Raw genomic sequence first — 24,143 nt, forward strand, 5'->3', positions numbered from 1 at the left:
GTGCGTCCTTACGAAATGATCCACGAATTGAACCGTTCGGTGACTTTCTGGCGGTTCGCTTCCCACCATTGCGGACTCGGCAGCCGCATGTCGCGAAGATTGTCGGGCGCCGTGGGCAGCAACGTCGCACGCTCTTTCGAAATCGTCTCGAACGCTTTTTTGTTGGTCGGCCCGTAGGCGAGCGTGCGCGTGAGCAGCGCCTGGCGCTTCGCGTCGGCGCAAAAACGCACGAACTGCTTCGCCGCATCGGCGCGCGGCGTGCCCTTCGGAATGCCCCAGCCTTCGATCGAATACAGCCCCTGATTCCACACGATCGTGACCGGCGCGCCCGCGTCTTTCGCGGCTTGCGCGCGGCCGTTCCATGTCGAGATCATGTCGACGTCGCCGCTCTGGATCGCCTGCATGGCCTGCGCGCCCGAGGTCCACCAGATGTTGACGTGCGGCTTGATCCTGTCGAGGCTCTTGAACGCGCGGTCGACGTCGAGCGGATAAAGCTTGTCGAGCGGCACGCCGTCGGCGAGCAGCGCCTGTTCGAGCGTGTCGAGCGGACTGCGGCGCAGGCAGCGGCGGCCGGGGAATTTCTTCACGTCCCAGAAGTCGGCCCACGATTTCGGGCCGCCGTCCTTGAACTTGTCGGCGCGATACGCAAGCACCGTCGAATACACGTCGACGCCGAGCCAGTTCGGCGTGATCGCTTCGGGCATGAGCTCCGGATAATCGCTCGCTTTCAGGCCGATCGGTTCGAGCAGACCTTGTGCTTCGAGGTACGGAATATCGGCGGAGAGCGTCAGCGTGGTGACGTCCCACACGTAGTTCTTCGTCTGCACCATCGCCGCGAACTGGGCAACGGGCTGCGATTCGCGCGCGACGCTCACGACCTTGATGCCCGTCGCTTTCTCGAACGGATCGTAGAACGCTTCGCGATAGGCGGTCGTGTAGGGACCGCCCGGGTCCGACACCACGATCTGCTTGGCCTGCGCACGCGCGGCGAGCGGCAATGCGCTCGCCACGGCAAGCGCGCCCGCGCCGTGAAGGATGCGGCGGCGCGCCGCGTTGAAGTCTTGCGTCATTGTTCAGGTCTCCGCACTACGGTTGAGATTGGAACGGCTGACTTGCGGTTGCTGTGGGACGGGCCTGCTCGCAGGCCTGATTCGCGAGCTTCGTTCGCGGCGGCTACTTCGCGCGCTTGCTGAAGAACTCTTCCATCATGCGTGCAGGCTCGCCGGAGTCGTACGCTTCGCGCTGAATCCGCTCGCCCGCTTCGATGCAGTCGATGAAACCCGGCTCCGTCATTTCGCGAAAACGCTGCTTGTCGAGGCGCATCGCGACGGGCGGCTTCGCGGCGAGTTCGGTGGCGATTTCGAGTGCCTTGTCGAACACCTTGTCTTCGTCGACGAGGTGATGAATGAGGCCGATGCGATGGCACTCTTCCGCCTCCATCAAACGGCCGGTCAGCGTGAGCTCGATAGTGCGCGACATGCCGAGCATCGCGTTCATGATCCACGGGCCCGTGGTGCTCGCGATGCCCGCGTTGATCTCCGGCTGCCCCATGCGCACGCCGGGATGCCCGACGCGAATGTCGCCGAGCAGCGCCACCTGAAATGCGGAGCCGGCGGCCGTGCCGTTCAGCGCCATGACGAGCGGCTTCGACAGGCTGCGCAGCGCCGTGTAGTAACGCTGCCATTCCTTGACCCACGCGACCGCGCGTTCGCCGTCGAAATCATGCGCTTCCGACAGGTCCTGGCCCGCCGAGAACGCGCGATTGCCCGCGCCCGTCATGATGATCGCCGCGACCTCCGGGTCACGGTTGAAGCGCTCGAGCGCGTCGATGATCGTCTCGCGCATCGGCGTCGTCCACGCGTTCAGGCGCTCGGGACGGTTCAGGGTGATGACCGCGACGCGGCCGTGATTCGAGAACAGCACGTCATTGCTCATGATTTATCGCATCGCAATAGTTGATGGTGTATAGCAATATATGCGCGTCAAAATCATGATGCAACCGGGTTTACCAGAGAGATGGAGAGGTCGACGAAAACCGGGCGGGTGCGCGTGAAGCGCGGGCGCCGGGATAGACTCAGTCGTGTTGCGAGGAGGAAGGCGCGCCGCCTGTCGTCAGATCAAAGGCGTCTGACGAACGCAGAGACTTGCGACTGCGAGGCGCATAGAAAAAAGCCGCAGACAAAGCTGCGGCCAAAAAACAAACACACACGCCGAACGTTTGGGAACGCTGACGCCTTACAAATCGTAGCCATGTTTACCCGCGCTGGAAATCGGGTATTTCGTATGAATGGTTAGCGTTGTGCCGTCAAATGCTTCTGGCGCGTGCTGTTCCCGCATGCGGCGTTTTGTGCAGGTCGCGAAAAAACAACGATCCACTCCGACGTCGGGCGCGGCGCGTCGAGCGGCCAGGCCGGAAGCTTGCTTTTGAACCTGCATTCGCGACCGGACGGCAAAACGCGAACCGGTCTCAGCGGCCGTGGCAGCCGACGAAATAGCAAGCGACGCGACGCTTTGCATTTCAGCGCCACAGCGTGCACGAAACGCTGATGGGCCATGCAAGCGGCGGACGGACTGAAGCGCCGCTCGTTCATCATACGTTCGAGACCACAGCCGCGATGATGCAAAAGCTCGATCTCTATACCGATCTCGCTTCGATCGATCTGCTCGACAGCAACGACCCGGCTGCGATGCTGTGGCTCAAGAGTTGCATCAGCCCGCTCGGCGCGTTCGTGAAGTGGTAGGTTCGCAAGGGGAAGATCCGCGACGGTCGCGTCGGTCTGATATTGGCGCTTTACGCTTGCGCTTATACGCGGCGCAAGTACCACAAAGCGCTGGCGCTGGCGCGGCGGCGTCGCGAGCGATGACGCGCTTACTGGCAACGCTCGCAAGCGAAATGAAAAGTGCCCCGCCGATACTGGACCATGCCGCGCGATCCGTATCGCAGTGAGTGAAGACGACCGGGAGTGAGCCATGACGGTATCGATGAATGCGTGTTTCGAGGGTCCGGGCAGTTTGCGCGCGGGCACGATCGGGCTGACGCTGGCGCTCTTCGTGTCCAGCGCCGACGCCACGTCGAGTTGTCCGACGGTGATCACGACGCCCGCCGGCAGCGCGTTCGACGTCGCTTCGCTCATTTCGGACAACGGCTCGCCGCAAGCGGCGCTCGCGAAGCTGCGCACGATGTTGTCGAAGCTCGGCGGCGGCGCTCGCTGCAAGCTGCTGAGGGACGTGGTCGCGTGTAACGAAACCGTTGAGCTTGCAAAACGTGCGGCGGTCGCGCTCGAGGCATGCGCGGGGTCCGCGCCGCCAGGACCGAGCGTCGACCGGCGAGACCAGAAGCGTCCCGATCGACGCGAGTCCGCGGAATTGAGCCGATGAAGCGGTGAGGCAGCGCGGGGCTCGATCGACGGTGCAAGGATGTCGCCTGGTTGTCGATCGTGATACGACTCGCTCGTCGTATGGATGGGCCGATCCGGTCCGTCAACCTGGAGAACTCCATGCGCAAGCTCACTGTTTCCGCATTCATCAGTCTGGACGGCGTCATTCAGGCGCCCGGCGGTCCGCGCGAAGATCTCAGCGGCGACTTTCGCCTCGGCGGCTGGATCGTGCCGTATGGCGATGAAGCCATCGGCGGATATGTGCAGGAACTGCTCTCAAAGCCCTTCGAATTGCTGCTCGGACGTTGCACCTACGACATTTTCGCGGCGCATTGGCCGCAGGTGCCGGCTGGTTCGCCGAGTCGCGGCATCGCCGATCTGTTCAACAGCGTGCGCAAGCATGTGGCTACGCATCGGCCGGAGACGCTCGAGTGGCAAAACAGTCATGCGCTTGAGGGCGGTTTGGTCGATGCGCTGCGCGTGCTCAAAGATGAAGATGGGGCAGATTTGTTGACGTTTGGTAGTGGGAATATGGTGGGGCAATTGCTCGCTGCCGGTTTGGTGGATGAGCTGAGGTTGCTTGTCTATCCGGTGATACTTGGGCGGGGGAAGCGGCTTTTTGGTGATGACGCTGCGGCGTGCGCGTTCAGGCTGGTGCAGTCGGTGGGGACGTCGCGTGGGGTGATTATCACGCGGTATTTGCGCGAGGGCGAGGTGCGGACTGGGGCGTTTGGGGAGGAAGGTTAGGTTGCTGGGCTTGCATGCCAGCGCGAACGTTTTGATATTCCGTAATCCATGGATTACGATCCGAGCATGACGAAGCTGATCATTACGCCCGAATTCGACACTGGCTGTCCCGCGTGCGAGACCGCCTGGCGGCGACGGCGATCGTCGGTCGGCTCAGCCGGGCGCGGCTAGGCAACCTTGGACATTGGCGTGCCGTGGGCGACGGAGTCTCGGAAATGAAGATCGATGTCGGCAAGGGCTACCGTGTCTATTTCACGCAGCGTGGCGATGTGCTGGTGATCATCCTATGCGGTGGCGACAAGTCCACGCAGGCCGCAGACATCAAGCGCGCCAAGGTCATCGCGAAAGAGTTGGAGTTTTGACATGAAAGTCAGCGAGTTGATGGAGTTCGACGCATCCAAGTACCTGAAGGATGAAAACGACTACCGGCTGTATCTCTCACAAGCGTTTGAAGGTGGAGATCCGGTCGAAATCCAGGCGGCACTTGGCGACGTTGCCAAGGCACGTGGCATGACGGCACTCGCACGCGAGTCGGGCATCGCGCGTGAAGCGTTGTACCGCGCGCTCTCCAACAAGGGAAATGCCGAGTTCGCGACGATCATGAAGGTGATCGGGGCGATGGGCCTGCACCTCACGTTGGCAAAGCCCGAGGCAGTGCCAAGGGCAGCCGCAAAAGCCAAAACCGCGTCGAAGGCCGCAGTGGCAAAGAAACCACGGCCAGTCGCGAAACGGGGAAGCAGCACGACCTCGAAGAGCCGGACCCGAGCCAGCGGCGCAGCACACGCCTGACGCTTAATCGCTTCCAGCGCTGACCGGTCTCCTATGTACTAGATATGCCGCTGGTTGTTCGGCAGGTCACACTGAACGCATCGATTCCTCCGCGGCAGTCAACACTCCCGAGACTTCCTTCAATTGCCGTCGAGCGACCATGCTGTCGACGGCCTGCTCAAGGACGCTTCGAATCTGACTGCTCGTGTTGCGGATACCAAATCCACGTGATACCGCCTGAACGACCTGCTCCCGCGTGGCGCCAAAGCTCCTCTCGATCAGTTGAAGAGTGGCGACCTCGATCTCCGCCGGCGGCAGCTGATGAATCGCGTCGCGCGAACCGGGATGGACTTATGACGCTTCACTGGAGAGGCGCTGCCGCGGTCTTTATGCGGTCAACCAGTGCGTCTTGCGACCCACGTCCGCTTTGATCTCAGATGTCGAAGAGGGAGACGGCTTGCGCGACGCCGGCCGCTTTCAGACAGATTTCTTCGGATACCGAAGCAACGGCGTCCACCAGTGCCGAACTTCTTGCGGTGCTTCTGGATCTCGTCCGGCAGTTCCTGAATATTATCGAGACCTGAGCGCACAGCAACAGAAACTCTCAGTGGCGCAATGAATGGGCTTCTCGACGAAATTATCCAGGCGCATGCCCGCGAGCATGTTGCCCACCCTGACTTGACCGCTAAAAAGCGAGAAAGCGGGCTTGACGCACTGATTGAAGCCATTCGGCGATACACGAAATGACAGACTCAAAGAACCAGGCACTCGGACACGAGCACTCGTTTTTAGGAAGCTCCCACGACGAGAACGCACGCCGGACGCGCTCTGTCGTCGCACTGACGTTCATCATGATGGTCGGCGAGGTAGTCGCTGGGTACGTCACCGGCTCAATGGCGTTGCTCGCTGATGGGTTTCACATGGCAACCCATGCAGGAGCGCTCGGAATCGCGGTCCTTGCATACGGATATGCAAAGCGAAACTCCGATAACCGTGCCTACAGCTTTGGGACTGGATTCAGGCCATACAGCCTTTCAAGCGGCAAACTACTCGATCGAGCGAATGGCCGAAGCTGGCCGGTCACGGTCCGACGTTGCACTGGCCGAGTAAGCCGCGATTGATCGGTCCGCGTCGTGCAGAAGTCGGCCCTCAACGGGCCTTCAAGTTTCTACAAAGCGGACATTGCCGCGCCGACAGATTTTTCAAAGCGCCGCTTGCGCGACTTCTGTCAGACGCGTTGCCGCCCCGAACCCTGGTTCCTAGTTTTCCGCCGTGACCACGAGCCGTTCGGGCGCAAGCACTCCCTCGCCCGGCTTCGCGACACCGAGCAGGCGGCCCTGCGCCGCCGCGTAGACTCGCACGCGCGACGCGTTCATCGCCTCGCGGCTAACGTTCAGTTCCGCGAGTTTCAAGCGCTGGCCGTGCAGAAAGCGGCGCGTCGCGTCCTCGTCGAGATGCACGGACGGGAACGTCGACAGCAACGCGTCGACCGGTTGGAGCCACGCATTGCGTTCGCTTTCCGTTGCGTCCGACAACGCGTCGAGCGTCACCGAATGCTCGAGCGTCAACGCGCCGACGCCGGTGCGCCGCAACGCGACCAGATGCGCGCCGCAGCCGAGCGCCTCGCCGATGTCCTCGGCCAGCGTGCGCACGTACGTGCCCTTGCTGCACGTGACGCGAAAGGTGACGTCGGGCAGCGCGCAAGCGAGCAGTTCGAGCGCGTGGATCGTCACCTCGCGCCCTTCCCGCTCGACGGTCTGACCGGCGCGCGCGTATTCGTAGAGCGGCTTGCCGTCGCGCTTGAGCGCCGAATACATCGGCGGGATCTGAACGATGTTGCCGAGGAATCCGGGCAAGGTCGCCAGCACCGCCGCTTCGTCGCAGGTCACCGCGCGCGTGTCGACGGGCTCGCCTTCGGCGTCGCCGGTCGTCGTGCGAATGCCGAGGCGCATGGTCGCCTCATAGGTCTTGTCGGCCTCGAGCAGATCCTGCGAGAACTTGGTGGCTTCGCCGAAACAGAGCGGCAGCAGGCCCGTGGCAAGCGGATCGAGCGTGCCGGTGTGGCCCGCCTTCTTCGCCAGATAGAGGCGTTTGGCGCGAATCAGTGCGTCGTTGCTCGACAACCCGAGCGGCTTGTCGAGCAGCAGCACGCCGTCGAGCGCGCGGCGCGGCACGCGGGGGCGTTGAGGTGCGGTCATGTCGAAAGAGGAATTTGATAGTGAAGCCGGATCGGTGCGCGTCAGGTGCGCTGGGTTGCTGCGCCGCGGCCGTTGCAACACGCGGCGCAACGCGAGAACCCCACGCAGCGCTCAGTCCTCTTTCGCACGACTGGCGTTAGCCTCGTCGATCAGGCGCGACATTTCGACAGCGCGCTCGATCGTCTTGTCGTAATGGAAATGCAGCGTCGGCACCGTATGGATATGCAGGCGCTTGAACAACTGGTTGTGCAGATGGCCGGCCGCGTGCGTGAGCGCCGCGAGCGTCTGCTGCGGATCGCCGGTCAAGGTCGTGAAATAGACCTTCGCGTGCGCATAGTCCGGCGTCAGCTCGACGCTTTGAATCGTGACGATGCCGATGCGCGGGTCCTTGACCTCGCGCAGCAGCTCCGACAGATCGCGCTGGATCTGATCGGCGATTTGCACGTTGCGATTGGGTGAAGAACGTTTTTTAGGCATGGTGTTGTGTGATCCGTTGTGACGGATGCAAAAAATGGTTCGCGGCCGGGGCGTGCCGGACAAATCGCGGCGTTCGCGCGGCGGCGCCGCTCACGGCGCCAGAAGCAGCAGGCCCGAAACGGAAGAGCCCTAAACGGAAGGCCCCAAGCGGCAGAGCCCAAACGGGCCGCCCCAAGCGGGTCGCCCCAAGCGGCAGGCCCCAAACGGGCCGCCCCAAAAACAACGGGCGGAGCGGGCGTTGATGCCCGCTCCGCCCCCTGGAACCGTGCCGCGTGACTTACAGCGTACGCGCGACTTCGGTGACCTCGAAGACTTCGAACTGATCGCCTTCGACGATGTCGTTGAAGTTCTTGACCGACATACCGCACTCGAAGCCCTGACGGACTTCCTTCACGTCGTCCTTGAAGCGCTTGAGCGAATCCAGCTCGCCCGTGAAGATGACGACGTTGTTGCGCAGCACACGCACCGACGACGAGCGCTTGACGAAACCGTCCGTGACCATACAGCCGGCCACCGTGCCGACCTTCGGCACCTTGAATACCTGGCGAACTTCGACCGTACCGGTCACGACTTCGCGCTTCTCCGGAGCCAGCATGCCCGACATCGCGGCCTTCACCTCATCCACTGCGTCGTAGATGATGTTGTAGTAGCGAATGTCCACGCCGTTGGACTCGGCCAGCTTGCGAGCCTGAGCATCCGCCCGCGTGTTGAAGCCGATGATGACCGCCTTCGAAGCCGTTGCCAGGTTGACGTCGGACTCGCTGATGCCGCCCACGGCGCCGTGCACGATCTGTACGCGCACTTCGTCGGTGGAGAGCTTGAGCAGCGACTGCACCAGCGCTTCCTGCGAACCTTGCACGTCGGCCTTGACGATGAGCGGCATGTACTGCACTTCGCCTTCGCCCATTTGCTCGAGCATGTTCTCGAGCTTCGCGGCCTGCTGCTTCGCCAGCTTGACGTCGCGGAACTTGCCTTGACGGAACAACGCGACTTCACGCGCCTTGCGCTCGTCCGGCATGACGATGACTTCCTCGCCAGCCTGCGGCACTTCCGACAGACCCTGGATTTCGACCGGGATCGACGGACCCGCCGACTTGGTCGGCTTGCCGGTTTCGTCCAGCATGGCTCGCACGCGGCCATAGGCGCTGCCTGCCAGCACGACGTCGCCACGGTTCAACGTACCCGACTGGACGAGGATGGTCGCAACCGGACCCTTACCCTTATCGAGCTTCGCTTCGATGACGAGACCCTTGGCCGGCGCTTCGACCGGTGCCTTCAGTTCCAGCACTTCGGCTTGCAGCAGCACGTTTTCCAGCAGATCGTCGATGCCCGAGCCGGTCTTGGCCGACACCGACACGAACGGCGAATCGCCACCGTATTCTTCCGGCACGACGCCTTCGGCGACCAGTTCCTGCTTGACGCGGTCCGGATTCGCATCCGGCTTGTCGATCTTGTTGATCGCGACGACGAGCGGCACGCCGCCTGCCTTCGCGTGGGCGATCGCTTCCTTCGTTTGCGGCATCACGCCGTCGTCGGCTGCGACCACCAGAATCACGATGTCCGTTGCCTTCGCACCGCGGGCACGCATGGCCGTAAAGGCCTCGTGACCCGGCGTGTCGAGGAACGTGATGACGCCACGCGGCGTTTCGACGTGATAAGCGCCGATGTGCTGCGTAATGCCGCCCGCCTCGCCCGCTGCAACCTTCGCGCGGCGGATGTAGTCGAGCAGCGAGGTCTTGCCGTGGTCGACGTGACCCATGACGGTGACGACCGGCGGACGCGGCAGTGCTTCCGCATCCGACACTTCGCCTTCCACCAGCATGGCTTCCGGATCGTCCAGCTTGGCCGCCACCGCGTGATGGCCCAGTTCCTCGACGATGATCATCGCCGTTTCCTGGTCCAGCATCTGGTTGATCGTGACCATCTGGCCGAGCTTCATCATCGACTTGATGACTTCCGACGCCTTCACCGCCATCTTGTGCGCCAGATCGGCGACCGTGATGGTTTCCGGCACGTGCACTTCACGCACGATCGGTTCGGTCGGCGCCTGGAACGTGGTGTTCTGGTCCTGATGCTTGCCACGACCCTTCGGGCCGCCGCGCCAGCCGCGGTCGACGCCGCCGCTCGTGTCGCCGCGCGTCTTGATGCCGCGGCGCTTGGCTGCGTCGTCCTGCCAGCCGCCCTTGCCGCCCGGCTTCTTCTTGTCGCCTGCCGACGGCGTGATCGTCGTCGCAGCCGGAGCCGCGGTAGCGGGCTTGCGGGCCGCGGGACGCGCGGCCGCTTCGCCAGCCGGACGCGCCGGCTTGTGCAGCGTGCCCTTCGCTTCGGCGGCCTTGGCCGGCTCGGCGGGCTTCGGTGCCGGTTCCGGCGCCTTCACCTGCGCCTTGCGCGGCGTGTTCATCATTTCGCGGATCGCACGCGCTTCGGCTTCCGCCGCGGCACGGCGCTTGGCGATCTGTTCCTGCTCGGCACGCGCCTTTTCAGCAGCCTGACGCGCTGCGTCTTCCGCCTTCTTCGCCGCTTCGCGTTGTGCCGCGCGTTCTGCTGCGGCACGCTCGTCGTCCTGCTCGGTGTCTTTCGCGACAGCCGGTTCGGCCGCGCTTGCAGCCGCCGCCTCGACCTTCGCCGTTTGCGTGGCCTGCTGCACTTTCTCGCGAGCCGTTACCTCGGCCGCAGCCGCTGCGCGCTTCTTCGCCGCTTCTTCTTCCGCGCGGCGACGCTCCGCTTCAGCAGCCTGCTCGCGCGCCTGGCGCTCGGCCTCTTCTCGTTCGAGCTGCTCCTGACGTGCCTTCAGTTCCTGAGCCTGCTTCTCGAGCAGTTCGGCTTCATGACGCGCTTCTTCTTCACGGCGCTGGAGTTCGAGATCGTCGACTTCCGCTGCCTCGGCCACATGATTCGATGCCTCTCCGCCTTCAGCGGAGGTTTCGTCGCGGCGGACGAAAGTGCGCTTCTTGCGCACCTCGACCTGAATGGTGCGAGCCTTGCCCGTCGCATCGGACTGCTTGATCTCCGACGTATGCCGTTTCGTCAGCGTGATCTTGCGCTTGTCTGCATCAGTCGAGCCGTGTGACTTGCGCAAGTGGTCGAGCAGACGCGCCTTGTCCGTTTCGGACAAGGAGTCGGCTTCGCTCGCTTTGGTGACGCCCGCCGCCTGCAGCTGCTCGAGCAGCACGCCTGCAGGCATTTTCAGTTCCGCGGCAAATTGGGCTACGTTGTTACTCGCCATTCATTCCTCTTAATGCAAGGACCGATTCCTTGCGGTTAGCATCGGGTCATGCGGCCTGACGGCCGCGTTCAATTTAGTGCGCCATGGTCATTTCTCACTGGAACCAGTGTTCACGTGCTTTCATGATCAACGCCTTAGCGGCATCCTCTTCCATTCCGGTCATCTCGACCAGTTCGTCCACAGCCAGCTCGGCGAGTTCGTCGCGCGTCTGGATCTGATGTTCGGCCAGCTTTGCGAGCAGGTCGGCGTCCATGCCGTCCAGGCTCTTCAGGTCGAGCGCTACATTTTCGACCTTTTCTTCATTCGCGATCGCCATTGTCAACAACGCGTCACGCGAGCGGTTACGCAGTTCGTGGACGGTGTCTTCGTCGAATGCTTCGATTTCGAGCATTTCGTTGAGCGGCACGTAGGCGATCTCTTCGAGGCTCGTAAAGCCTTCGTCGATCAGGATGTCAGCGACTTCCTCGTCGACATCGAGACGCGCCATGAACAGGTCGCGCAGAACACCGCGTTCCTGATTCTGCTTTTGCACAGATTCGTCCGGCGTCATGATGTTGATCTGCCAGCCGGTGAGTTCGCTGGCAAGACGCACGTTCTGGCCGCTGCGGCCGATCGCGACCGCCAGTTCGTTTTCGTCCACGACGACGTCCATCGAATGCTTCTCTTCGTCGACGACGATCGATTGGACGGCTGCCGGCGCGAGCGCGCCGATCACAAACTGGGCGGGATCCTCCGACCATAGCACGATGTCGACGTTTTCGCCACCGAGCTCGTTACGCACCGCCTGCACACGCGAACCGCGAATGCCGACGCAAGTGCCGATCGGATCGATGCGCTTGTCGTAAGCGACCACGCCGATCTTGGCGCGCACGCCGGGATCGCGCGCCGCCGCCTTGATTTCCAGCAGGCCCTGTTCGATTTCGGGCACTTCCATTTCGAATAGCTTCATCAGGAATTCGGGCGCCGTACGCGACAGTTCGATCTGCGGACCGCGCGCGGTGCGATCGACCTTCGCGATATAGGCGCGCACGCGGTCGCCCACGCGCAGGTTTTCCTTCGGAATCAGCTGGTCGCGGCGCAAGAGCGCTTCGACACGACCGGTTTCGACGATGAAGTTGCCCTTGTCCAGGCGCTTCACCGAGCCGGTCATGATGTGCTCGCCGCGCTCGAGGAAGTCGTTCAGGATCTGCTCGCGCTCGGCGTCGCGCACCTTCTGCAGGATCACCTGCTTGGCGGCCTGCGCGCCGATCCGGCCGAATTCGATGGACGGCACCGGTTCTTCGATGTAGTCGTCGATCTGGATTTCAGGCTTCTGCTCGCGTGCTTCGAACAGCAGGATTTCCTGATCCGGCTCTTGCAGACCGGCTTCGTCCGGCACCACTTTCCAGCGGCGAAACGTTTCGTGCTCGCCGCTTTCACGGTCGATATGGACGCGGATGTCCGCGTCTTCTTCGAAGAGTTTCTTGGAGGCCGAAGCGAGAGCCGCTTCGAGCGCGGCAAATACCACGTCTTTGTCGACGTTCTTCTCGCGTGCCAGCGCATCCACCAGCATCAACACTTCGCGACTCATTGTTTGCGGCTCCTAAAGTCAACTTTCGGAACGAGGCGTGCTTTGTCCATGTCCGCGAGCGTGAAATCGAGCATCGCGGCGCCTTCCTTCCCTTCAAATTCCAGACCGATGGTCTCGCCTTGCGGGGCATGCAAAATACCCCGGTACGATTTCCGTCCGTCCAATGGCTTTTTCAATGTGATTACCGCTTCGCTGCCTGCAAAGCGTTCAAAATCCGCCAGTTTTTTCAGCGGACGGTCGAGCCCCGGCGACGATACTTCAAGCCGCTCATAATCGATATTTTCGACCGTCAGTACGTGCTGGAGCTGACGCGTGACTTTCTCGCAGTCTTCGATCGCGATGCCGGCAGGCTGGTCGATATAAATACACAGCATGCCGCGCCCGGTGCGCTCGAGATCGACGAGCTCGTAGCCGAGTCCCACGACCGTGGTTTCAATCAGTTCCGTCAGTTGCACAGTGCCCTCTTAGATGTTCGCGCAGCGAGCCTGCCGCTTGTTCTGCAAACAACCAATGCGGGCCGCGCGCCTGGCCGGCGCACGTTCGTGCTACCCGAGATGACGAACCACGATGAACTGAGCGGCAAAAAAAAATGGGCTAAACGCCCATCATCTTATTACCGGTGGTCGCACCTGAGCCGCACATGAAAAGCCGCACGCCCAGCGACTCCGCGATTGTAGCCATTTTTCAGGACAAACGCAAACCGCAGAGCGCCGCGCCAAGCGGATTCCCGCTTGATTTCATGGCGATCTTTCGACGATATGGCGGCGCTTGCGGGACTTTACAAGGCGGCGCCGCGCGATGTGGCCCGAGTTCGGCCTGCGCGGCGTTTCATACGCCTCGCGGTCAGCGACCGCGACGCCCGTCGATTGAATGATTAAGACGGCACTTTGCGGCCGGCTCGATGAAGCCGGGCCGCAATGATCGTCACACTCGCGATCAGCGCCCGCGCGAACGGCCGCGCGGTGCGCCGCCGCTACGGTTTGCACCGCCGGCGTTGGGGTTGCCGCCACCCGAGCGGTTGGCGTTGCCGCGGTTGCCCGCGGGCGCACGATTGCCGCCGCCCGCATTCGGACCGTTGCCGCCAGCGCGCTTGCCGCCGCCCGAAGGAGCCCGATTGCCGCCGCCCGAAGGCGCGCGGTTGCCGTCGACGTCGCGGCCGCCGCGCGGACCGCCTGCACCACCGCCTGCGCCGCCCGCTCCTCCGCTAAATCCGCCAGCGCCGCCCGCGCCGCGACCCGTGCCGCGATTGCCGTAGCCGCCGCCGAACCCGGTGCCCGCACCCGCGCCGCCGCCGAAGCCGCCGCCTGCCGCACCGCGCCGGCCCTGGCCGCGCGGCTGCTGCTCGAAGCGGCTATGCGACATCAGCACCGGTTCGCGGTTGATGAAGCCCATCGACGTCTGCATCGGATCGGGTTGCTTGCGCTCAGGCGCCGCATTGCGGCCGCCGCGCTCTTCGCTCGGCGCCTTCAGCCCGACCGACGCCATCAGCGCGCGCACCTGATTGTCTTCAAGCTCTTCCCAACGACCGCGCTTCAAGCCCTTCGGCAGCGAAATCGGGCCGTGACGCGTGCGGATCAGACGGCTCACCATCAGACCGGCCGCCTCGAACATACGACGCACTTCGCGGTTACGCCCTTCGGCGAGCGCGACGTGATACCAATGATTGGTGCCTTCGCCGCCGCCGTCGCGAATGCGCAGGAAGTTCGCCGGGCCGTCGTCGAGTTCGACGCCGTTCAGCAGCTTTTGACGCATGCCTTCGGCCAGTTCGCCGACCACGCGGACCGCGTATTCACGCTCGACGCTGTAACGCGGATGCATGAACCGGTTCGCCAGATCGCCCGAGGTGGTCAACATCAGCAGACCTTCGGTATTGAAGTCCAGACGGCCAACCGCGAGCCACTTGGCGGTTTTCATCGGCGGCAGTTTGTCGAACACCGACGGACGGCCTTCCGGATCGGCATGGCTGACGATCTCGCCGGTCGGTTTGTGATACAGCAGCACGCGCGGCGGCTTGTTGGCGAGCTTGCGCTTGACCGGCTTGCCGTTGATGCGGACCTGGTCGGTCGGCATGATGCGCTGGCCGATGTGAGCCGGCTCGCCGTTCACCGACACGCGGCCGGCGACGATCAGTTCTTCCATGTCGCGGCGCGAACCCATGCCGGCTTCGGCGAGCACCTTGTGGAGCTTCGGCGCGTCGTCGTCGGCGGACAGCACGCGCTTCGGCGCAGCCGGCTTGCCACGGCGCAGCATCGGCGCGCGCACGCCGCCCGTCGTGCTGTTGTCGGCATCGAAGGCCGGCGACGTGACGTAGGAGAACAGATCATCCTGATTCCCTTCGGCCGCTGCGCCCGCTGCTGCCGGAGCTTCGCCGCCGCGGCGATTCTGCCGCTGACCGCCTGCGCGCGGCTGACGCTCGCGCTGACCTTCGCGGGGGGCGCCTTCACGCGGCGCGCCGTCGCGTTGACCCTCGCGCTGCCCTTCGCGTTTAGCGGCGCCTGCATTGCGTCGCGGCCCTTGACCCTTGGCGCCCGCGTCCTTGCGCGGCGGACGCGCTTGCGCCACCGCTTCGCCTTCCGGCGCAGCCTCGCCGGCGACCGGCGCGGCCTGCCCCGGCGCGCCTTCGACGGCCTTCGTCTTCGCGCCGGCACGGCGCCGGGCGATCAGGCTGCGCGGTCCGCGACGCAGGCCGCGGCGCGGACGGTCCTCGCCGTCTGCTTCCGTGGTCTGCGCCGGGCGCTCATGCTCGCCTGCCGACGCTTGCGTGGTGCGCGTTTCGTCAGCGCGCGCCGACGGCACGGCGCGCTCGGATTCGGACGAATCGGTGTCGTGGGTATGTGTCAAAACAACCTCAAAATGTCAGGTCGCGCGCGCCCCTTGCAGGCGCGGCAAAAAATGTTCGGTTACGTCAGGCGCTGCGCGACTCGGTTTCGTCGTCGGTCAGAATGCCTGCGTCCTGTGCGGCGTCGCGACGATCTTCCTGATCGCCGTGCGCCGCCCTGGTCGGGTTCGATCCGGCCGCATGCTCCGCGTCGCGGAGAACGTCCGAACCATGTGCGGCTGCTGCCGGATCGGCCTTGGCGGCCGGATCGCGATTCTCTTCGGATGCCACGGCGGCGGGCAGCGGTGCAACGTTTGCCGCTTCGGCGCCGGCCTCGCGGGCGTGTTCCGCACGGTCCGCGTTGTCCGCGTGTTCCGCGTCGTTCATCACGTCCGCCTGCTCCGCGGGTTTTGCTTCTTCTGGTGCTACGTCGGGTTGCGCTCCGAAAGCCTCATTCGCGGCGACTTCAAGAGTGTCGACGCCATCAGCCGCGATGCCCGTTTGCGTGCCATCGGCCTGCTGCGCCGGATCGCCCTGAGCCTCTTCGCCAGCGATTTCCGTTCCTGCCGCGAGCTGCGCGCCGCTTGTTGCTTCCGCGTGAGCCATGTCCGGCTGTTCGGACGCGCTCGCTTCGCCTTCTTCGTTCGATGCCGGCGTCTCGCCGACCTCGGCGTCCGCATCGGAAAACTCGATTGCATGCTGTCCGAGCAAGTCCGCGTTCAGTTGCGCCGACGGGTCCGCGAGCGGCGGCAATTCGTCGAGCGCGCGCAAGCCCAGGTCGTCGAGAAACTGCCGCGTGGTCGCGTAGAGCGCCGGGCGGCCCGGCACGTCGCGATGGCCGATCACTTCGATCCAGCCGCGATCCTCAAGCTGCTTGACGACCTGCGTGTTCACCGTCACGCCGCGAATCTCTTCAATATCGCCACGCGTGACCGGTTGCCTGTATGCAATGATCGCGAGCGTTTCGAGCACCGCGCGCGAATATTTCGGCGGCTTTTCCGGATGCAGACGATCCAGATACGAACGCATCGCGGGCTTGCTTTGAAACCGCCACCCCGACGCCAGCCCGACCAACTCCACACCGCGCCCCGACCAATCCTGTTTCAGGTCTTCGAGCAGAGTCCTAACGGTGTCTGCCGACACGCCGTCGGCAAAGAGCTTGCGCAAATCGCCGAGCTTTAACGGCTCCTGCGCGCAGATCAAGGCTGTCTCGAGGACGATCTTCGCCTCTTGGGTATTCATGCAGCTAGGTCAGACCCTGTGGTCAAAGAACCGGATCAAACAGACGATGTGGAACTGAAGACGCGCTCGCCCGATTCTGATCGGTCATATTGATGGGAGCACGCACCGGGGGGAGGCGAAACAGACTATCGAGCCAAACCCAGCCGGACGGAGCAGCGATATTCCGGACAGGAATCGCGTGACTGAGCGCCATATTACGCAAAAACATCCGGTGCGTAAAGCCAACCGCCGCCAGGCGCCGGAGAACATGCCCGGCGCATTGGTGCATATGCGCGAATGCGGGTGCATCCGTGAGAGGCGCTCATTGAACGCGAAGCTCTCGCATGTCTTTCCCGCATCAGCTACAGCGCGGCATGCCTGGCGAGAAAGCGCTTCAGGCGCTCGACGCCCGCATCCAGCCGCGCGACGTCGCACGCGTAGCACCAGCGCAGAAAGCCCTCACCCTCGGGACCGAACGCGCTGCCGGGCGCGATTCCCAGGCCGACTTCGCGCACCAGCGCCTTGCACAGTTCGAGGCTGCGCGAGGCGCCCGTCATCGAGAAAAAGAGATACATCGCGCCGTGGGGCGCCTTAACGTCGACGCCGGGCACGGCAGACAACGCCCGCACCAGATGGTCGCGCGATGCCTTCAGGTCGCGCACCAGATCCTGCGTGAAGCGCTCGCCCTGCTGCACGGCGGCGATCCCGGCCTGCTGGACGAACGACGGCGCGCACGAGGTGTTGTACTCGACGAGTTTGCCGAGATCGTCCATCAGACGCGTCGGCGCGACGATCCAGCCGAGGCGCCAGCCTGTCATCAGCCACGCCTTCGAGAACGAGTTCACGCAGATCACCCGCTCGTCGCGCGAGGCCAGATCGAGAAACGACGGCGCCGTACGGGCGGGAGCGGCGCCCTCGCTTTCGATGGAAGCGTCCGGGTAATAAAGGCGCTCGTAGACTTCGTCCGCGACGATCCAGATGCCGTGCCGCCGGCAATGCGCAAGCACCGCGCGCTGCTGCTCGCGGCTCATCACCCAGCCGGTCGGATTGTTCGGCGAATTGATGAGCAGCATTTTCGTGTCGGGCGTGAGCGCCGCGAGCAGGCGCGCCAGGTCGAGCTGCCAACCCCGTTCGCCGTAATCGAGCGAGACGGTTTCCACATGAGCGCCGAGAATTTTCGGAATCTCGACGAGATTCGGCCACAGCGGCGTAACGGCAACCACGCGGTCGCCCGCTCCCACGACCAGTTGCGCCGCCAGCATGAGCGCGTTGACGCCCGCGCTCGTCACCGCAATGTGGTCCGGCAAGGTGGCGCCGTGCAGTTCGCCGACGTAATCGGCGAGCGCCGCGCGCAACGGCGCGATGCCCAGGTTATGCGTGTAGAAGGTCGCGCCCGCCTGCAGCGCGGCGCTGGCGGCATCGCGGATAAAGGCCGGCGTCACGCGGTCGGACTCGCCGAACCAGAACGGCAGCACGTCGGCGACGCCGAAGCCGGCGTTCGCCACTTCGCGAATCTGCGACGGACGCAGCGCGCGCACCGCCTCGCGTGCGTTGGGCATGGATGACACGGAGAGGTCCGGTTCGCTCATCAAGGCTTCCAAGGTTAGAAGAAATGCAGAGGTCGGGCTGGCGCGCCACGAGGCGATGTATGTCGTCGGGAAGCGCAGCCGGGAGTTTAGCCCAGCGTTCGGTTGTGAAACGTCGCGCCGAGCACGGTTATGAGTGGTGGGGGTTGGGGCAAGGCATTGAGAAAGAAGGTCACACCGCGTTGGTGCTGCTGAGGCGTCGAAAAAGTCCGCCACGACGAATGCAACCCGCCGTGCGCCGGGCCACACCCTTCAGCCTCGGCGACCGCACCGACCGCACCGACCGCACCCGCAATCGGGAGCTCAAAAGCATCCAGGCCAACCCCCTCCTCAAACCAGATCTTCCGCCCGCGACGGCAGTTCGCGGATCAACTCCCACACCGCCTCGGCCGCCGGCGACAGCGAGCGGTCGCGCCGCCGCACCAGTTCGACCGTGCGCTCTGCCCGCGGCACGAGAGGACGCGCGGCAAGCGCAGCGCCCGCTGGCAACGGCAATGCGAGCCACGGCAGCACGCTCACGCCGATGCCGGCCTCGACAAGACCGAACACCGTCGCCGAATGCCCGAGCTCCTGCACCACCGTGGCGTTCACGCCGTGCTCGTGCATCACCGCGTCAATGAGGGGACGGCTCCCCGATGCGTAGTCGAGCATCACGAGCCGCTCGCCTTCGAGATCCGCCCACGCGACCTCCTTCTGGCGGGCAAGCGGATGATCGTCGCGCGAGACGAGGCAGAAGGAGTCGGTCATCAGCGATTCGCTCAGCAGATCGTCGGCGGCGAACGGCCCAATGATCACGCCGAAATCCACCTCGCCCGACTTCACCTTGCGCACCACGTCGCTCTGCACGTCGTCGCGCAAGCCCAGCGCAATGTGAGGAAAGCGCTCGCCGCACGACGCGAGCACGCCCGGCATCAACCGGCACGCGATGGTCGGACTCGCGGCCACCACCACCCGTCCGCGCCGCTGCTCGCCGATTTCGCGGATCTCGCGCAGCGCGTCGTCCAGATCGCCGAGGAGCCGCGACACGCTCGAGACGAGATTCCCGCCGACGTCGGTGAGTTGCACCTCGCGCGTCGTGCGGTCGATCAGTTTGAGGCCGATTTCGCCCTCCAGCTCGCGCACGCAACGGCTCACCGCCGATTGCGTCAGCCCGACCTCCTCGCCCGCTCGGCTGAAGCTCTGCAGGCGCGCGACCTCGATGAAAACCCTTAGCTGGCGCAGCGTGACGTTCATTTATTCGGCTCATCAATGGCATATTTTGATGCGCATTGTACGCGCCGGCGCGCGGTGGCACGGGCTTTCGACGCACTCGCTGCAATGCAGCATTGAGGCGCAAACGCACGTCCTGCGGGCCTCGTTGCACAAGATTGGTGATTGTCCCGATTTGCGAGATGGGTTTTTTGGATTCTCATACGGCCCTAGCTAGCGCCCGCGCTGGCCCGCTGTTACGGGGCTTCGAGGCGGTTGGAGTCAACTTGGCATACATCCTGCATTGACATGCTCACAGGATCGGCGCCACGACTTCTGACCGCATGGCAGACCGTGGCAAACCCGACCCCCTTGGCACTCGCCTATCGAGTGCATGGAGAGTGCGCGGCGCGGGGCAGCGCACCGGAGTTAGCTTCGCTGAGGTGAAACATGATGCTGTTCGACGATTTGAGAGACAACGAGTGGGCGCTGGTCGAGGCGTTGTTCTGTGCGGAGCCTGCACGGAGCGAGCGTCGCGGTCGGCCGCGTGTCGAAGCGCGCGCGGTCGTCAACGCGGTGCTGTGGGTGCTGTCGACAGGCGAAGGCTGGTCCAAACTGCCGGGCCGCTATCCGTCGCCGCCGACTTGCCGCCGCCGTTTCGACGAGTGGCAAGCCGACGGCACGCTCGCCGAAATTGTGAAGCGACTCGGCACGAGCGGCCGCGAGATTTCGCTGCGCGGACGCATCGGCGCAACCGCAGCCAAGCCGCCCGCACCGCCGAGCCGCGACCGTCTGCGTGGCGCATTCTGGACGAATCCGGAATCGTGGCGCGCGCCGGTGAAGATGGCCTAAGCAACCTCGTTTTTTCTCCGGGCGCCTGCGGGCGCCCGAAGCTTATCTGGACCCGCCCGGCGCACGCCCGGCGGCTTGTTCCCGACGGCCTCGTTTCCACGGAACTGGGCGGCCGCTACGGTTCACGTGGGCCGCTCGGCCCGCGTCTCCAGACGGTCGCCGGGGAGGCGGCAGTGCATCGGCAAGCCACCGCGCCGCTGGGCGCGCTCCTCCTCGCGTGTGCCGCCGCATTACGTGTCTCGAATCGAACACTCCCCGCAACCACTGAGTTGCGGGTGAAACATCCATTTACTATTACTTACAGCGTGCTTTCGTCCATCCGCATACCTTATACGTATGCAAACAGGCCTGGTAACCAGGGGGCTTGGACGGGAGCTCAGCATGAAACCAATGTCACTGCTTCTGTGCGGCATTGTGCTTTCATCAATGGCCGCATCGGCGCTTGCCCAACAGCGCCCGCAAGGCTGGAACTGGCGGCCCGACCGCACGGCTTCCGTAGAGGCCTGGCAGCGCAGCGCCGAGCGTGGCCGCAACTTCACGCCACCGGCGCCGCGGGGCGACTTGCGCGGCGATATTGCGAGCAATGTGCGCACGCGGCCTGAAGCGCCGCATGGCGACGCGCCGCGGCGCCGCTAACATGCCGGCTTCGGTAGCTGCGCAGTGCGAACCGCAGCTCGCGCGAAGATCGGCGCGAGTCGCCGAAAGACAAGCGAATCTCGGGGAACCACGGCTATCCGTATCGGTCTGACTTAACGCCATTAGCACAGCGTGGCAGTAGTAATTCCGGTACGCCCGTATCCTTGCGATACGGGCTTTTTTTCGCCGGCGAGAAAGGGAAGAAACGAGAAGGACAACGACGGGCCGAACGCGCACACGCGTCACGTGATTCGCGCTTGTGCGTCGCTCGACCAGCGGGATTGGCTAAATGCGGCGCAGCTAGGTGCGCGCTTCGAGCGGTGCGACGGCGTGCGTCTCGGCGGCAGCCAGGACGTAGTCGTTCATGCGCTGCACGGTCCAGGTCAGGCGGGTTTCGTCGTGTGAGAGCCGCGCAAATTCGGCGCGGCCGCGATCCGTGAGGACGGCGATGTCGACAGGAGCATGAAAGCCAGGCGCCGGCGCGACGGTACGTTGCCGAACGGTGTCCATCAGGCCGAGCGCGCGAAGATATTGGAAAACGCCCGGGCGCCTGGCCCACGGCACTTGACGATATTGCGCTCGCCGCAGCGCTTCGAGTACTGCTTCGTTGGAATACGTGGTCATCTCACTTCTTTCTTAAAGTGCAGCCATGACACATTTATGCCAACACGTCGCCGCGCCACCAGCGACGCGCCTGGCACCCGCCCATGGCTGGAAGCTGGCCGTAAGCACTACGGCCGAATTCCGCCAGGTGCTGCCTGGTCTAATGTTTCAGGACCCCCGTCAGAACGGCATGTTAGCGTTCTACCTACGAACCGACGATGCAACCGCTGCGGCGCGATAGCAGGCCCGAAGATTTAATCCCGAAAGACATACGTTACCCCATCTAAATTGATTCTATTCACTTTATTGGCGCTTTTTTTTGCAGCAATTGTTATATGGAAGCGCGCTCGACGGCCTCTCCTCTTTTGCACAATCGCCATTTTCTGGCTGCTTTCTGCCGGCTGGCTGACGGCTCCGCTCTTGAGCCTTGCGCAGCCGCAAGCGCAAACCAGCACGCCCGCCAGATTCGCGCCGCGCACCGCCATCGTCCTGCTCGGCGGCGGTACGGTGTACAACCGCGACAAGGTGCTCGTGCCGCCGCGCGAAGTGCTCGCGCGCATCGCGGTCAGCGCGAAAAACTACGCCGCATGCAAACGCAGCGCGACGGTCTGCAGCGTGATTGTCAGCGGCGGCAATCCGCAGCGGCATCCTGCAACGGAAGCCGACACCTATCTACCTTATCTGCTGCGCGAACAGGTGCCGCGCTCGGACATCGTGCTTGAAAACCAGAGCCTCACGACATACGAGAACGCCCGCAACGTGTCGGCCATTGTGGGCCAGTCACGTTACGATTCCTTGATACTGGTCACGTCCGCGTATCACATGCCGCGCGCCATGCTCGACTTCAGACATTTCGGGCTCGAGCCGCAGCCGTTGATCTCGAGCGCGCGCCGCGCGCGCCTGGGCGTGCTGCCGCGCTACTCGAATCTGGCGAACGCTGAGATCGCGTTGCATGAGCTGATCGGCATCGCGCAATATCACGTGTATAGCGCGATTGGCCTGTTCTGACATGTGTCTGACATGTGTCCCACATACGCGGCAGCGGCTTTGCTTAGCGATGCCAATCAATCTGACAGAGTGGCCTCGCTCGCGCGACACACGGACGCCGCACCTAAGCAACGCGCATCAAGAAGCCAGTAACAAGATGTAACCAATGGCGCGCGCGGTTACAAACCGTCCGCTGGAGCGGAGATTGCTGGCTAGAATGCACTGTCTCTCCGAATGGATAGACAAGTACTCGGGTCCACAACCACTCTGCGGAGGTAGCAATGAAGAAAGTGTCCCTCGCGATTCTGATTTCTCTCGGTGCCGTATCCGGCGCGGCCTATGCGCAGCAAGGCGGCGTCACGATGAGTACCGATCCGGCGCGGGCCGCCGACGTCGAGCAGCGCGCGCAAGATTTGCAAAACCGCCAGCAAACGATGGAAACCGCGCCCGCCGCGCCGATGAAGCATCACAAGGGCTCGCAGCATCATCACAAGAAGGGCGCGAAGGCCGACGCCTCGAGCTCCTGAGCGCAGTGCGCGGCCTTTGGTGAGAGCGGGCATCGCGGGCCATTTTGCTGACCCGCAGCAACGCCCCGCGGCCTCGCCGGCGCAGTGGAAAAGCCGAAGCCGGCAGCGCCGGTTCCGGCTTTTTTATTGTCCAATGGACCGGCCGGCGCACGATGCCCGGTATGCTAAAGTCGCGCACCGACCGGCGCCTGCCGGAACCCTAACCCGTGCGCACCCTGGTGCGGAGGACAGCATGAGCAACATCCAGCTAGATATCGAATGGACTGAAGCAGCATCCCGCAAAATCGAAAAACTGATGCCGCGCGGCGGTCAGGAAGCGTTCCTTGCGCTGCCTCCCGTCGAATGCCTGCCGATGGAAGGCGACGTGCTGTTTCTCGGCCCGGACGGCAAGCAGCAACCGTTCATCGTCGCCGAGCGCCAGTATCATCACGATGGCGAGGCCGACTGGACGATCATTCTGATCCTCGACGTGCCGCAAGCCACGCATTGATGCGCAGGTTAAGCGGTGCGCGGCGCGCGCCGCGCTAGCCCACACCGCTGATCGCACGAAAGCCGCACGATCAGCGCGTCGAACTGCCAGGCGCTCCGCAGAGCGCCCGGAAGACTTACAGAATTTTCGACACCACGCGAATCTCCGCGTGTTCGACCCAATCGGCCACCGCCTGCTTGTAGGCCGTGATGTGCGCCGACTTTGCGTGTGCGGCGAGCGCTTCCTGACTTGTCCAGCGCTCGAAAAAGACGAACCGGCGCGGCTCCTGCATGTCGCGGTGCAAATCGTACTGAAGCGCGCCCTGCTCTTTGCGCGTCGGCCCGACGATTCCTTCGAGCGCTTCGCGCAAGCGCTCTTCGTAACCGGGTTTCGCTACCGAAATGGCGACCACCGCGATCTCCGACATCTTGACTCTCCGTTTTTGCGAAAGCAGCAGCATACCCGCCACCCGCCGATGTTGCAGGCGGCCGCGCACCGCCGCCGCGCCGTTCGGCGTAGAAGCCATCGAGCGCGCGAAGCTAACGTCTGAGCACCGTCGCCGCCTGGAGTTTGGCGGGCATTCACGGGCCGCCCTGATACCCTCGGCTCATGCAAGCTTGCAGATACCTCACGACGGCCCGCGGCCCGCCACAGCCGGCGCGCGGGGCGAAGCGATGCAAGCGCGCATCGCAGCGAACGCCGGCGAATCCACCGTGACACCGCGCGCGCCGCGCCGTTTGCCCGCGGCAACGCAATGTCATGCGTTGCACGCGCGGTTCGCGCCTCTGTGACAGCCCGCACATTCATGCGAAATGCAAGCTGCTAGACTCAATTTGACCACTCCGCCGGAGTCCCGCATGGCTGGCACCGCTCTCCGCGTTCCAGGGTTCGAT

21 protein-coding genes and 4 pseudogenes are annotated in these 24,143 nt (G+C 63.8%); 11 read left to right on the plus strand and 14 right to left on the minus strand.

What is annotated here, in order from left to right; all coding sequences use genetic code 11:
* Nucleotides 1-8: 8 nt before the first annotated feature.
* From P0D87_RS02095 to P0D87_RS02105, 3 genes are all read right to left on the minus strand, one after another.
* Entirely contained in the window at nt 9-1,070 is a 1,062-nt protein-coding gene (locus tag P0D87_RS02095; protein WP_053857928.1) for an ABC transporter substrate-binding protein, read from the minus strand.
* A 103-nt stretch (nt 1,071-1,173) separates the two neighbouring features.
* Nucleotides 1,174-1,935 carry an enoyl-CoA hydratase/isomerase family protein gene (locus P0D87_RS02100; RefSeq protein WP_006053145.1) on the minus strand — a complete coding sequence of 254 codons (762 nt, stop codon included), beginning with the start codon at nt 1,933-1,935 and terminating at the stop codon, nt 1,174-1,176.
* 300 nt (nt 1,936-2,235) lie between these two features.
* The gene (locus P0D87_RS02105) at nt 2,236-2,517 is read right to left on the minus strand and encodes a hypothetical protein (protein ID WP_149029170.1); all 282 of its coding nucleotides are present in this window, start codon (nt 2,515-2,517) and stop codon (nt 2,236-2,238) included.
* Between the two features lie 29 nt (nt 2,518-2,546).
* Between P0D87_RS02105 and P0D87_RS02110 the strand changes: the two genes are divergently transcribed.
* The 6 genes and pseudogenes from P0D87_RS02110 to P0D87_RS02135 form a co-directional block, all read left to right on the plus strand.
* Nucleotides 2,547-2,741, plus strand: a complete 195-nt coding sequence (locus tag P0D87_RS02110) for a hypothetical protein (protein WP_310034309.1) — start codon at nt 2,547-2,549, stop codon at nt 2,739-2,741.
* A gap of 229 nt (nt 2,742-2,970) precedes the next feature.
* The gene (locus tag P0D87_RS02115; RefSeq protein WP_029969247.1) at nt 2,971-3,378 is read left to right on the plus strand and encodes a hypothetical protein; all 408 of its coding nucleotides are present in this window, start codon (nt 2,971-2,973) and stop codon (nt 3,376-3,378) included.
* 119 nt (nt 3,379-3,497) lie between these two features.
* A complete protein-coding gene (locus tag P0D87_RS02120; RefSeq protein WP_053857926.1) occupies nt 3,498-4,124 on the plus strand; it encodes a dihydrofolate reductase family protein in 627 nt (208 codons plus the stop codon).
* A gap of 66 nt (nt 4,125-4,190) precedes the next feature.
* Nucleotides 4,191-4,486: pseudogene (locus tag P0D87_RS02125) on the plus strand (type II toxin-antitoxin system RelE/ParE family toxin).
* 1 nt (nt 4,487) lies between these two features.
* A pseudogene (locus tag P0D87_RS02130) lies at nt 4,488-4,820 on the plus strand (addiction module antidote protein); the annotation flags it as partial.
* 815 nt (nt 4,821-5,635) lie between these two features.
* Nucleotides 5,636-5,908: pseudogene (locus P0D87_RS02135) on the plus strand (cation efflux transmembrane domain-containing protein); the annotation flags it as partial.
* A gap of 243 nt (nt 5,909-6,151) precedes the next feature.
* Here P0D87_RS02135 and truB read toward each other — a convergent pair.
* The 9 genes from truB to P0D87_RS02180 form a co-directional block, all read right to left on the minus strand.
* A complete protein-coding gene (truB, locus tag P0D87_RS02140; RefSeq protein ID WP_053857924.1) occupies nt 6,152-7,090 on the minus strand; it encodes a tRNA pseudouridine(55) synthase TruB in 939 nt (312 codons plus the stop codon).
* 111 nt (nt 7,091-7,201) lie between these two features.
* Entirely contained in the window at nt 7,202-7,567 is a 366-nt protein-coding gene (gene rbfA / locus P0D87_RS02145; protein WP_006053158.1) for a 30S ribosome-binding factor RbfA, read from the minus strand.
* 277 nt (nt 7,568-7,844) lie between these two features.
* Nucleotides 7,845-10,793, minus strand: coding sequence for a translation initiation factor IF-2 (gene infB / locus P0D87_RS02150; protein ID WP_053857923.1), 2,949 nt, complete (start codon nt 10,791-10,793; stop codon nt 7,845-7,847).
* Nucleotides 10,794-10,887: 94 nt separating this feature from the next.
* The gene (nusA, locus tag P0D87_RS02155) at nt 10,888-12,363 is read right to left on the minus strand and encodes a transcription termination factor NusA (RefSeq protein ID WP_053857922.1); all 1,476 of its coding nucleotides are present in this window, start codon (nt 12,361-12,363) and stop codon (nt 10,888-10,890) included.
* Nucleotides 12,360-12,818, minus strand: coding sequence for a ribosome maturation factor RimP (gene rimP / locus P0D87_RS02160; RefSeq protein ID WP_006052964.1), 459 nt, complete (start codon nt 12,816-12,818; stop codon nt 12,360-12,362). The genes nusA and rimP overlap by 4 nt, the downstream gene beginning before the upstream one ends.
* Nucleotides 12,819-13,299: 481 nt before the next feature.
* Complete coding sequence (gene rluB / locus P0D87_RS02165) at nt 13,300-15,204, minus strand: 23S rRNA pseudouridine(2605) synthase RluB (RefSeq protein WP_053857921.1); 1,905 nt, start codon at nt 15,202-15,204, stop codon at nt 13,300-13,302.
* Nucleotides 15,205-15,268: 64 nt separating this feature from the next.
* Nucleotides 15,269-16,423, minus strand: a complete 1,155-nt coding sequence (gene scpB / locus P0D87_RS02170) for an SMC-Scp complex subunit ScpB (RefSeq protein WP_029969238.1) — start codon at nt 16,421-16,423, stop codon at nt 15,269-15,271.
* 341 nt (nt 16,424-16,764) lie between these two features.
* Nucleotides 16,765-17,991, minus strand: a complete 1,227-nt coding sequence (locus P0D87_RS02175) for a pyridoxal phosphate-dependent aminotransferase (RefSeq protein ID WP_053857920.1) — start codon at nt 17,989-17,991, stop codon at nt 16,765-16,767.
* Between the two features lie 327 nt (nt 17,992-18,318).
* The gene (locus tag P0D87_RS02180) at nt 18,319-19,221 is read right to left on the minus strand and encodes a LysR family transcriptional regulator (RefSeq protein ID WP_053857919.1); all 903 of its coding nucleotides are present in this window, start codon (nt 19,219-19,221) and stop codon (nt 18,319-18,321) included.
* Nucleotides 19,222-19,629: 408 nt separating this feature from the next.
* Here P0D87_RS02180 and P0D87_RS02185 point away from each other — a divergent pair.
* Nucleotides 19,630-20,025, plus strand: a pseudogene (locus tag P0D87_RS02185) (transposase); the annotation flags it as partial.
* A 384-nt stretch (nt 20,026-20,409) separates the two neighbouring features.
* Nucleotides 20,410-20,664 (plus strand): hypothetical protein, encoded by a 255-nt coding sequence (locus P0D87_RS02190; protein WP_006052970.1) that lies wholly within the window; start codon nt 20,410-20,412, stop codon nt 20,662-20,664.
* 300 nt (nt 20,665-20,964) lie between these two features.
* Here the strand turns inward: P0D87_RS02190 and P0D87_RS02195 are convergent, their stop codons facing one another.
* A complete protein-coding gene (locus tag P0D87_RS02195; RefSeq protein ID WP_053857918.1) occupies nt 20,965-21,288 on the minus strand; it encodes a hypothetical protein in 324 nt (107 codons plus the stop codon).
* 267 nt (nt 21,289-21,555) lie between these two features.
* Here P0D87_RS02195 and P0D87_RS02200 point away from each other — a divergent pair, with 267 nt between their 5' ends.
* The 3 genes from P0D87_RS02200 (at nt 21,556) to P0D87_RS02210 (ending at nt 23,271) form a co-directional block, all read left to right on the plus strand.
* Nucleotides 21,556-22,275: a YdcF family protein gene (locus tag P0D87_RS02200; protein WP_171799827.1), complete on the plus strand. Its 720-nt coding sequence runs from the start codon at nt 21,556-21,558 to the stop codon at nt 22,273-22,275.
* 260 nt (nt 22,276-22,535) lie between these two features.
* A complete protein-coding gene (locus P0D87_RS02205; protein WP_053857917.1) occupies nt 22,536-22,781 on the plus strand; it encodes a hypothetical protein in 246 nt (81 codons plus the stop codon).
* Nucleotides 22,782-23,013: 232 nt separating this feature from the next.
* Complete coding sequence (locus P0D87_RS02210; protein WP_006052974.1) at nt 23,014-23,271, plus strand: hypothetical protein; 258 nt, start codon at nt 23,014-23,016, stop codon at nt 23,269-23,271.
* Between the two features lie 115 nt (nt 23,272-23,386).
* Here P0D87_RS02210 and P0D87_RS02215 read toward each other — a convergent pair whose 3' ends face one another.
* On the minus strand, nt 23,387-23,677 hold the full coding sequence (locus P0D87_RS02215) for a putative quinol monooxygenase (RefSeq protein ID WP_006052975.1): 291 nt from the start codon (nt 23,675-23,677) through the stop codon (nt 23,387-23,389).
* Nucleotides 23,678-24,143 lie beyond the last annotated feature (466 nt).

This window comes from Paraburkholderia sp. RL17-368-BIF-A, assembly GCF_046054045.1.
Taxonomy (GTDB): domain Bacteria; phylum Pseudomonadota; class Gammaproteobacteria; order Burkholderiales; family Burkholderiaceae; genus Paraburkholderia; species Paraburkholderia graminis.

What these genes read in the sequence shown, in the direction of transcription:
- P0D87_RS02095 (WP_053857928.1), bottom strand. Translation starts at nt 1,070, where the DNA reads ATGACGCAAGACTTCAACGCGGCGCGCCGCCGCATCCTTCACGGCGCG.
- P0D87_RS02100 (WP_006053145.1), bottom strand. Translation starts at nt 1,935, where the DNA reads ATGAGCAATGACGTGCTGTTCTCGAATCACGGCCGCGTCGCGGTCATC.
- P0D87_RS02105 (WP_149029170.1), bottom strand. Translation starts at nt 2,517, where the DNA reads ATGCAAAGCGTCGCGTCGCTTGCTATTTCGTCGGCTGCCACGGCCGCT.
- P0D87_RS02110 (WP_310034309.1), top strand. Translation starts at nt 2,547, where the DNA reads ATGGGCCATGCAAGCGGCGGACGGACTGAAGCGCCGCTCGTTCATCAT.
- P0D87_RS02115 (WP_029969247.1), top strand. Translation starts at nt 2,971, where the DNA reads ATGACGGTATCGATGAATGCGTGTTTCGAGGGTCCGGGCAGTTTGCGC.
- P0D87_RS02120 (WP_053857926.1), top strand. Translation starts at nt 3,498, where the DNA reads ATGCGCAAGCTCACTGTTTCCGCATTCATCAGTCTGGACGGCGTCATT.
- truB (WP_053857924.1), bottom strand. Translation starts at nt 7,090, where the DNA reads ATGACCGCACCTCAACGCCCCCGCGTGCCGCGCCGCGCGCTCGACGGC.
- rbfA (WP_006053158.1), bottom strand. Translation starts at nt 7,567, where the DNA reads ATGCCTAAAAAACGTTCTTCACCCAATCGCAACGTGCAAATCGCCGAT.
- infB (WP_053857923.1), bottom strand. Translation starts at nt 10,793, where the DNA reads ATGGCGAGTAACAACGTAGCCCAATTTGCCGCGGAACTGAAAATGCCT.
- nusA (WP_053857922.1), bottom strand. Translation starts at nt 12,363, where the DNA reads ATGAGTCGCGAAGTGTTGATGCTGGTGGATGCGCTGGCACGCGAGAAG.
- scpB (WP_029969238.1), bottom strand. Translation starts at nt 16,423, where the DNA reads ATGAATACCCAAGAGGCGAAGATCGTCCTCGAGACAGCCTTGATCTGC.
- P0D87_RS02175 (WP_053857920.1), bottom strand. Translation starts at nt 17,991, where the DNA reads ATGAGCGAACCGGACCTCTCCGTGTCATCCATGCCCAACGCACGCGAG.
- P0D87_RS02180 (WP_053857919.1), bottom strand. Translation starts at nt 19,221, where the DNA reads ATGAACGTCACGCTGCGCCAGCTAAGGGTTTTCATCGAGGTCGCGCGC.
- P0D87_RS02190 (WP_006052970.1), top strand. Translation starts at nt 20,410, where the DNA reads ATGAAACCAATGTCACTGCTTCTGTGCGGCATTGTGCTTTCATCAATG.
- P0D87_RS02195 (WP_053857918.1), bottom strand. Translation starts at nt 21,288, where the DNA reads ATGACCACGTATTCCAACGAAGCAGTACTCGAAGCGCTGCGGCGAGCG.
- P0D87_RS02205 (WP_053857917.1), top strand. Translation starts at nt 22,536, where the DNA reads ATGAAGAAAGTGTCCCTCGCGATTCTGATTTCTCTCGGTGCCGTATCC.
- P0D87_RS02210 (WP_006052974.1), top strand. Translation starts at nt 23,014, where the DNA reads ATGAGCAACATCCAGCTAGATATCGAATGGACTGAAGCAGCATCCCGC.
- P0D87_RS02215 (WP_006052975.1), bottom strand. Translation starts at nt 23,677, where the DNA reads ATGTCGGAGATCGCGGTGGTCGCCATTTCGGTAGCGAAACCCGGTTAC.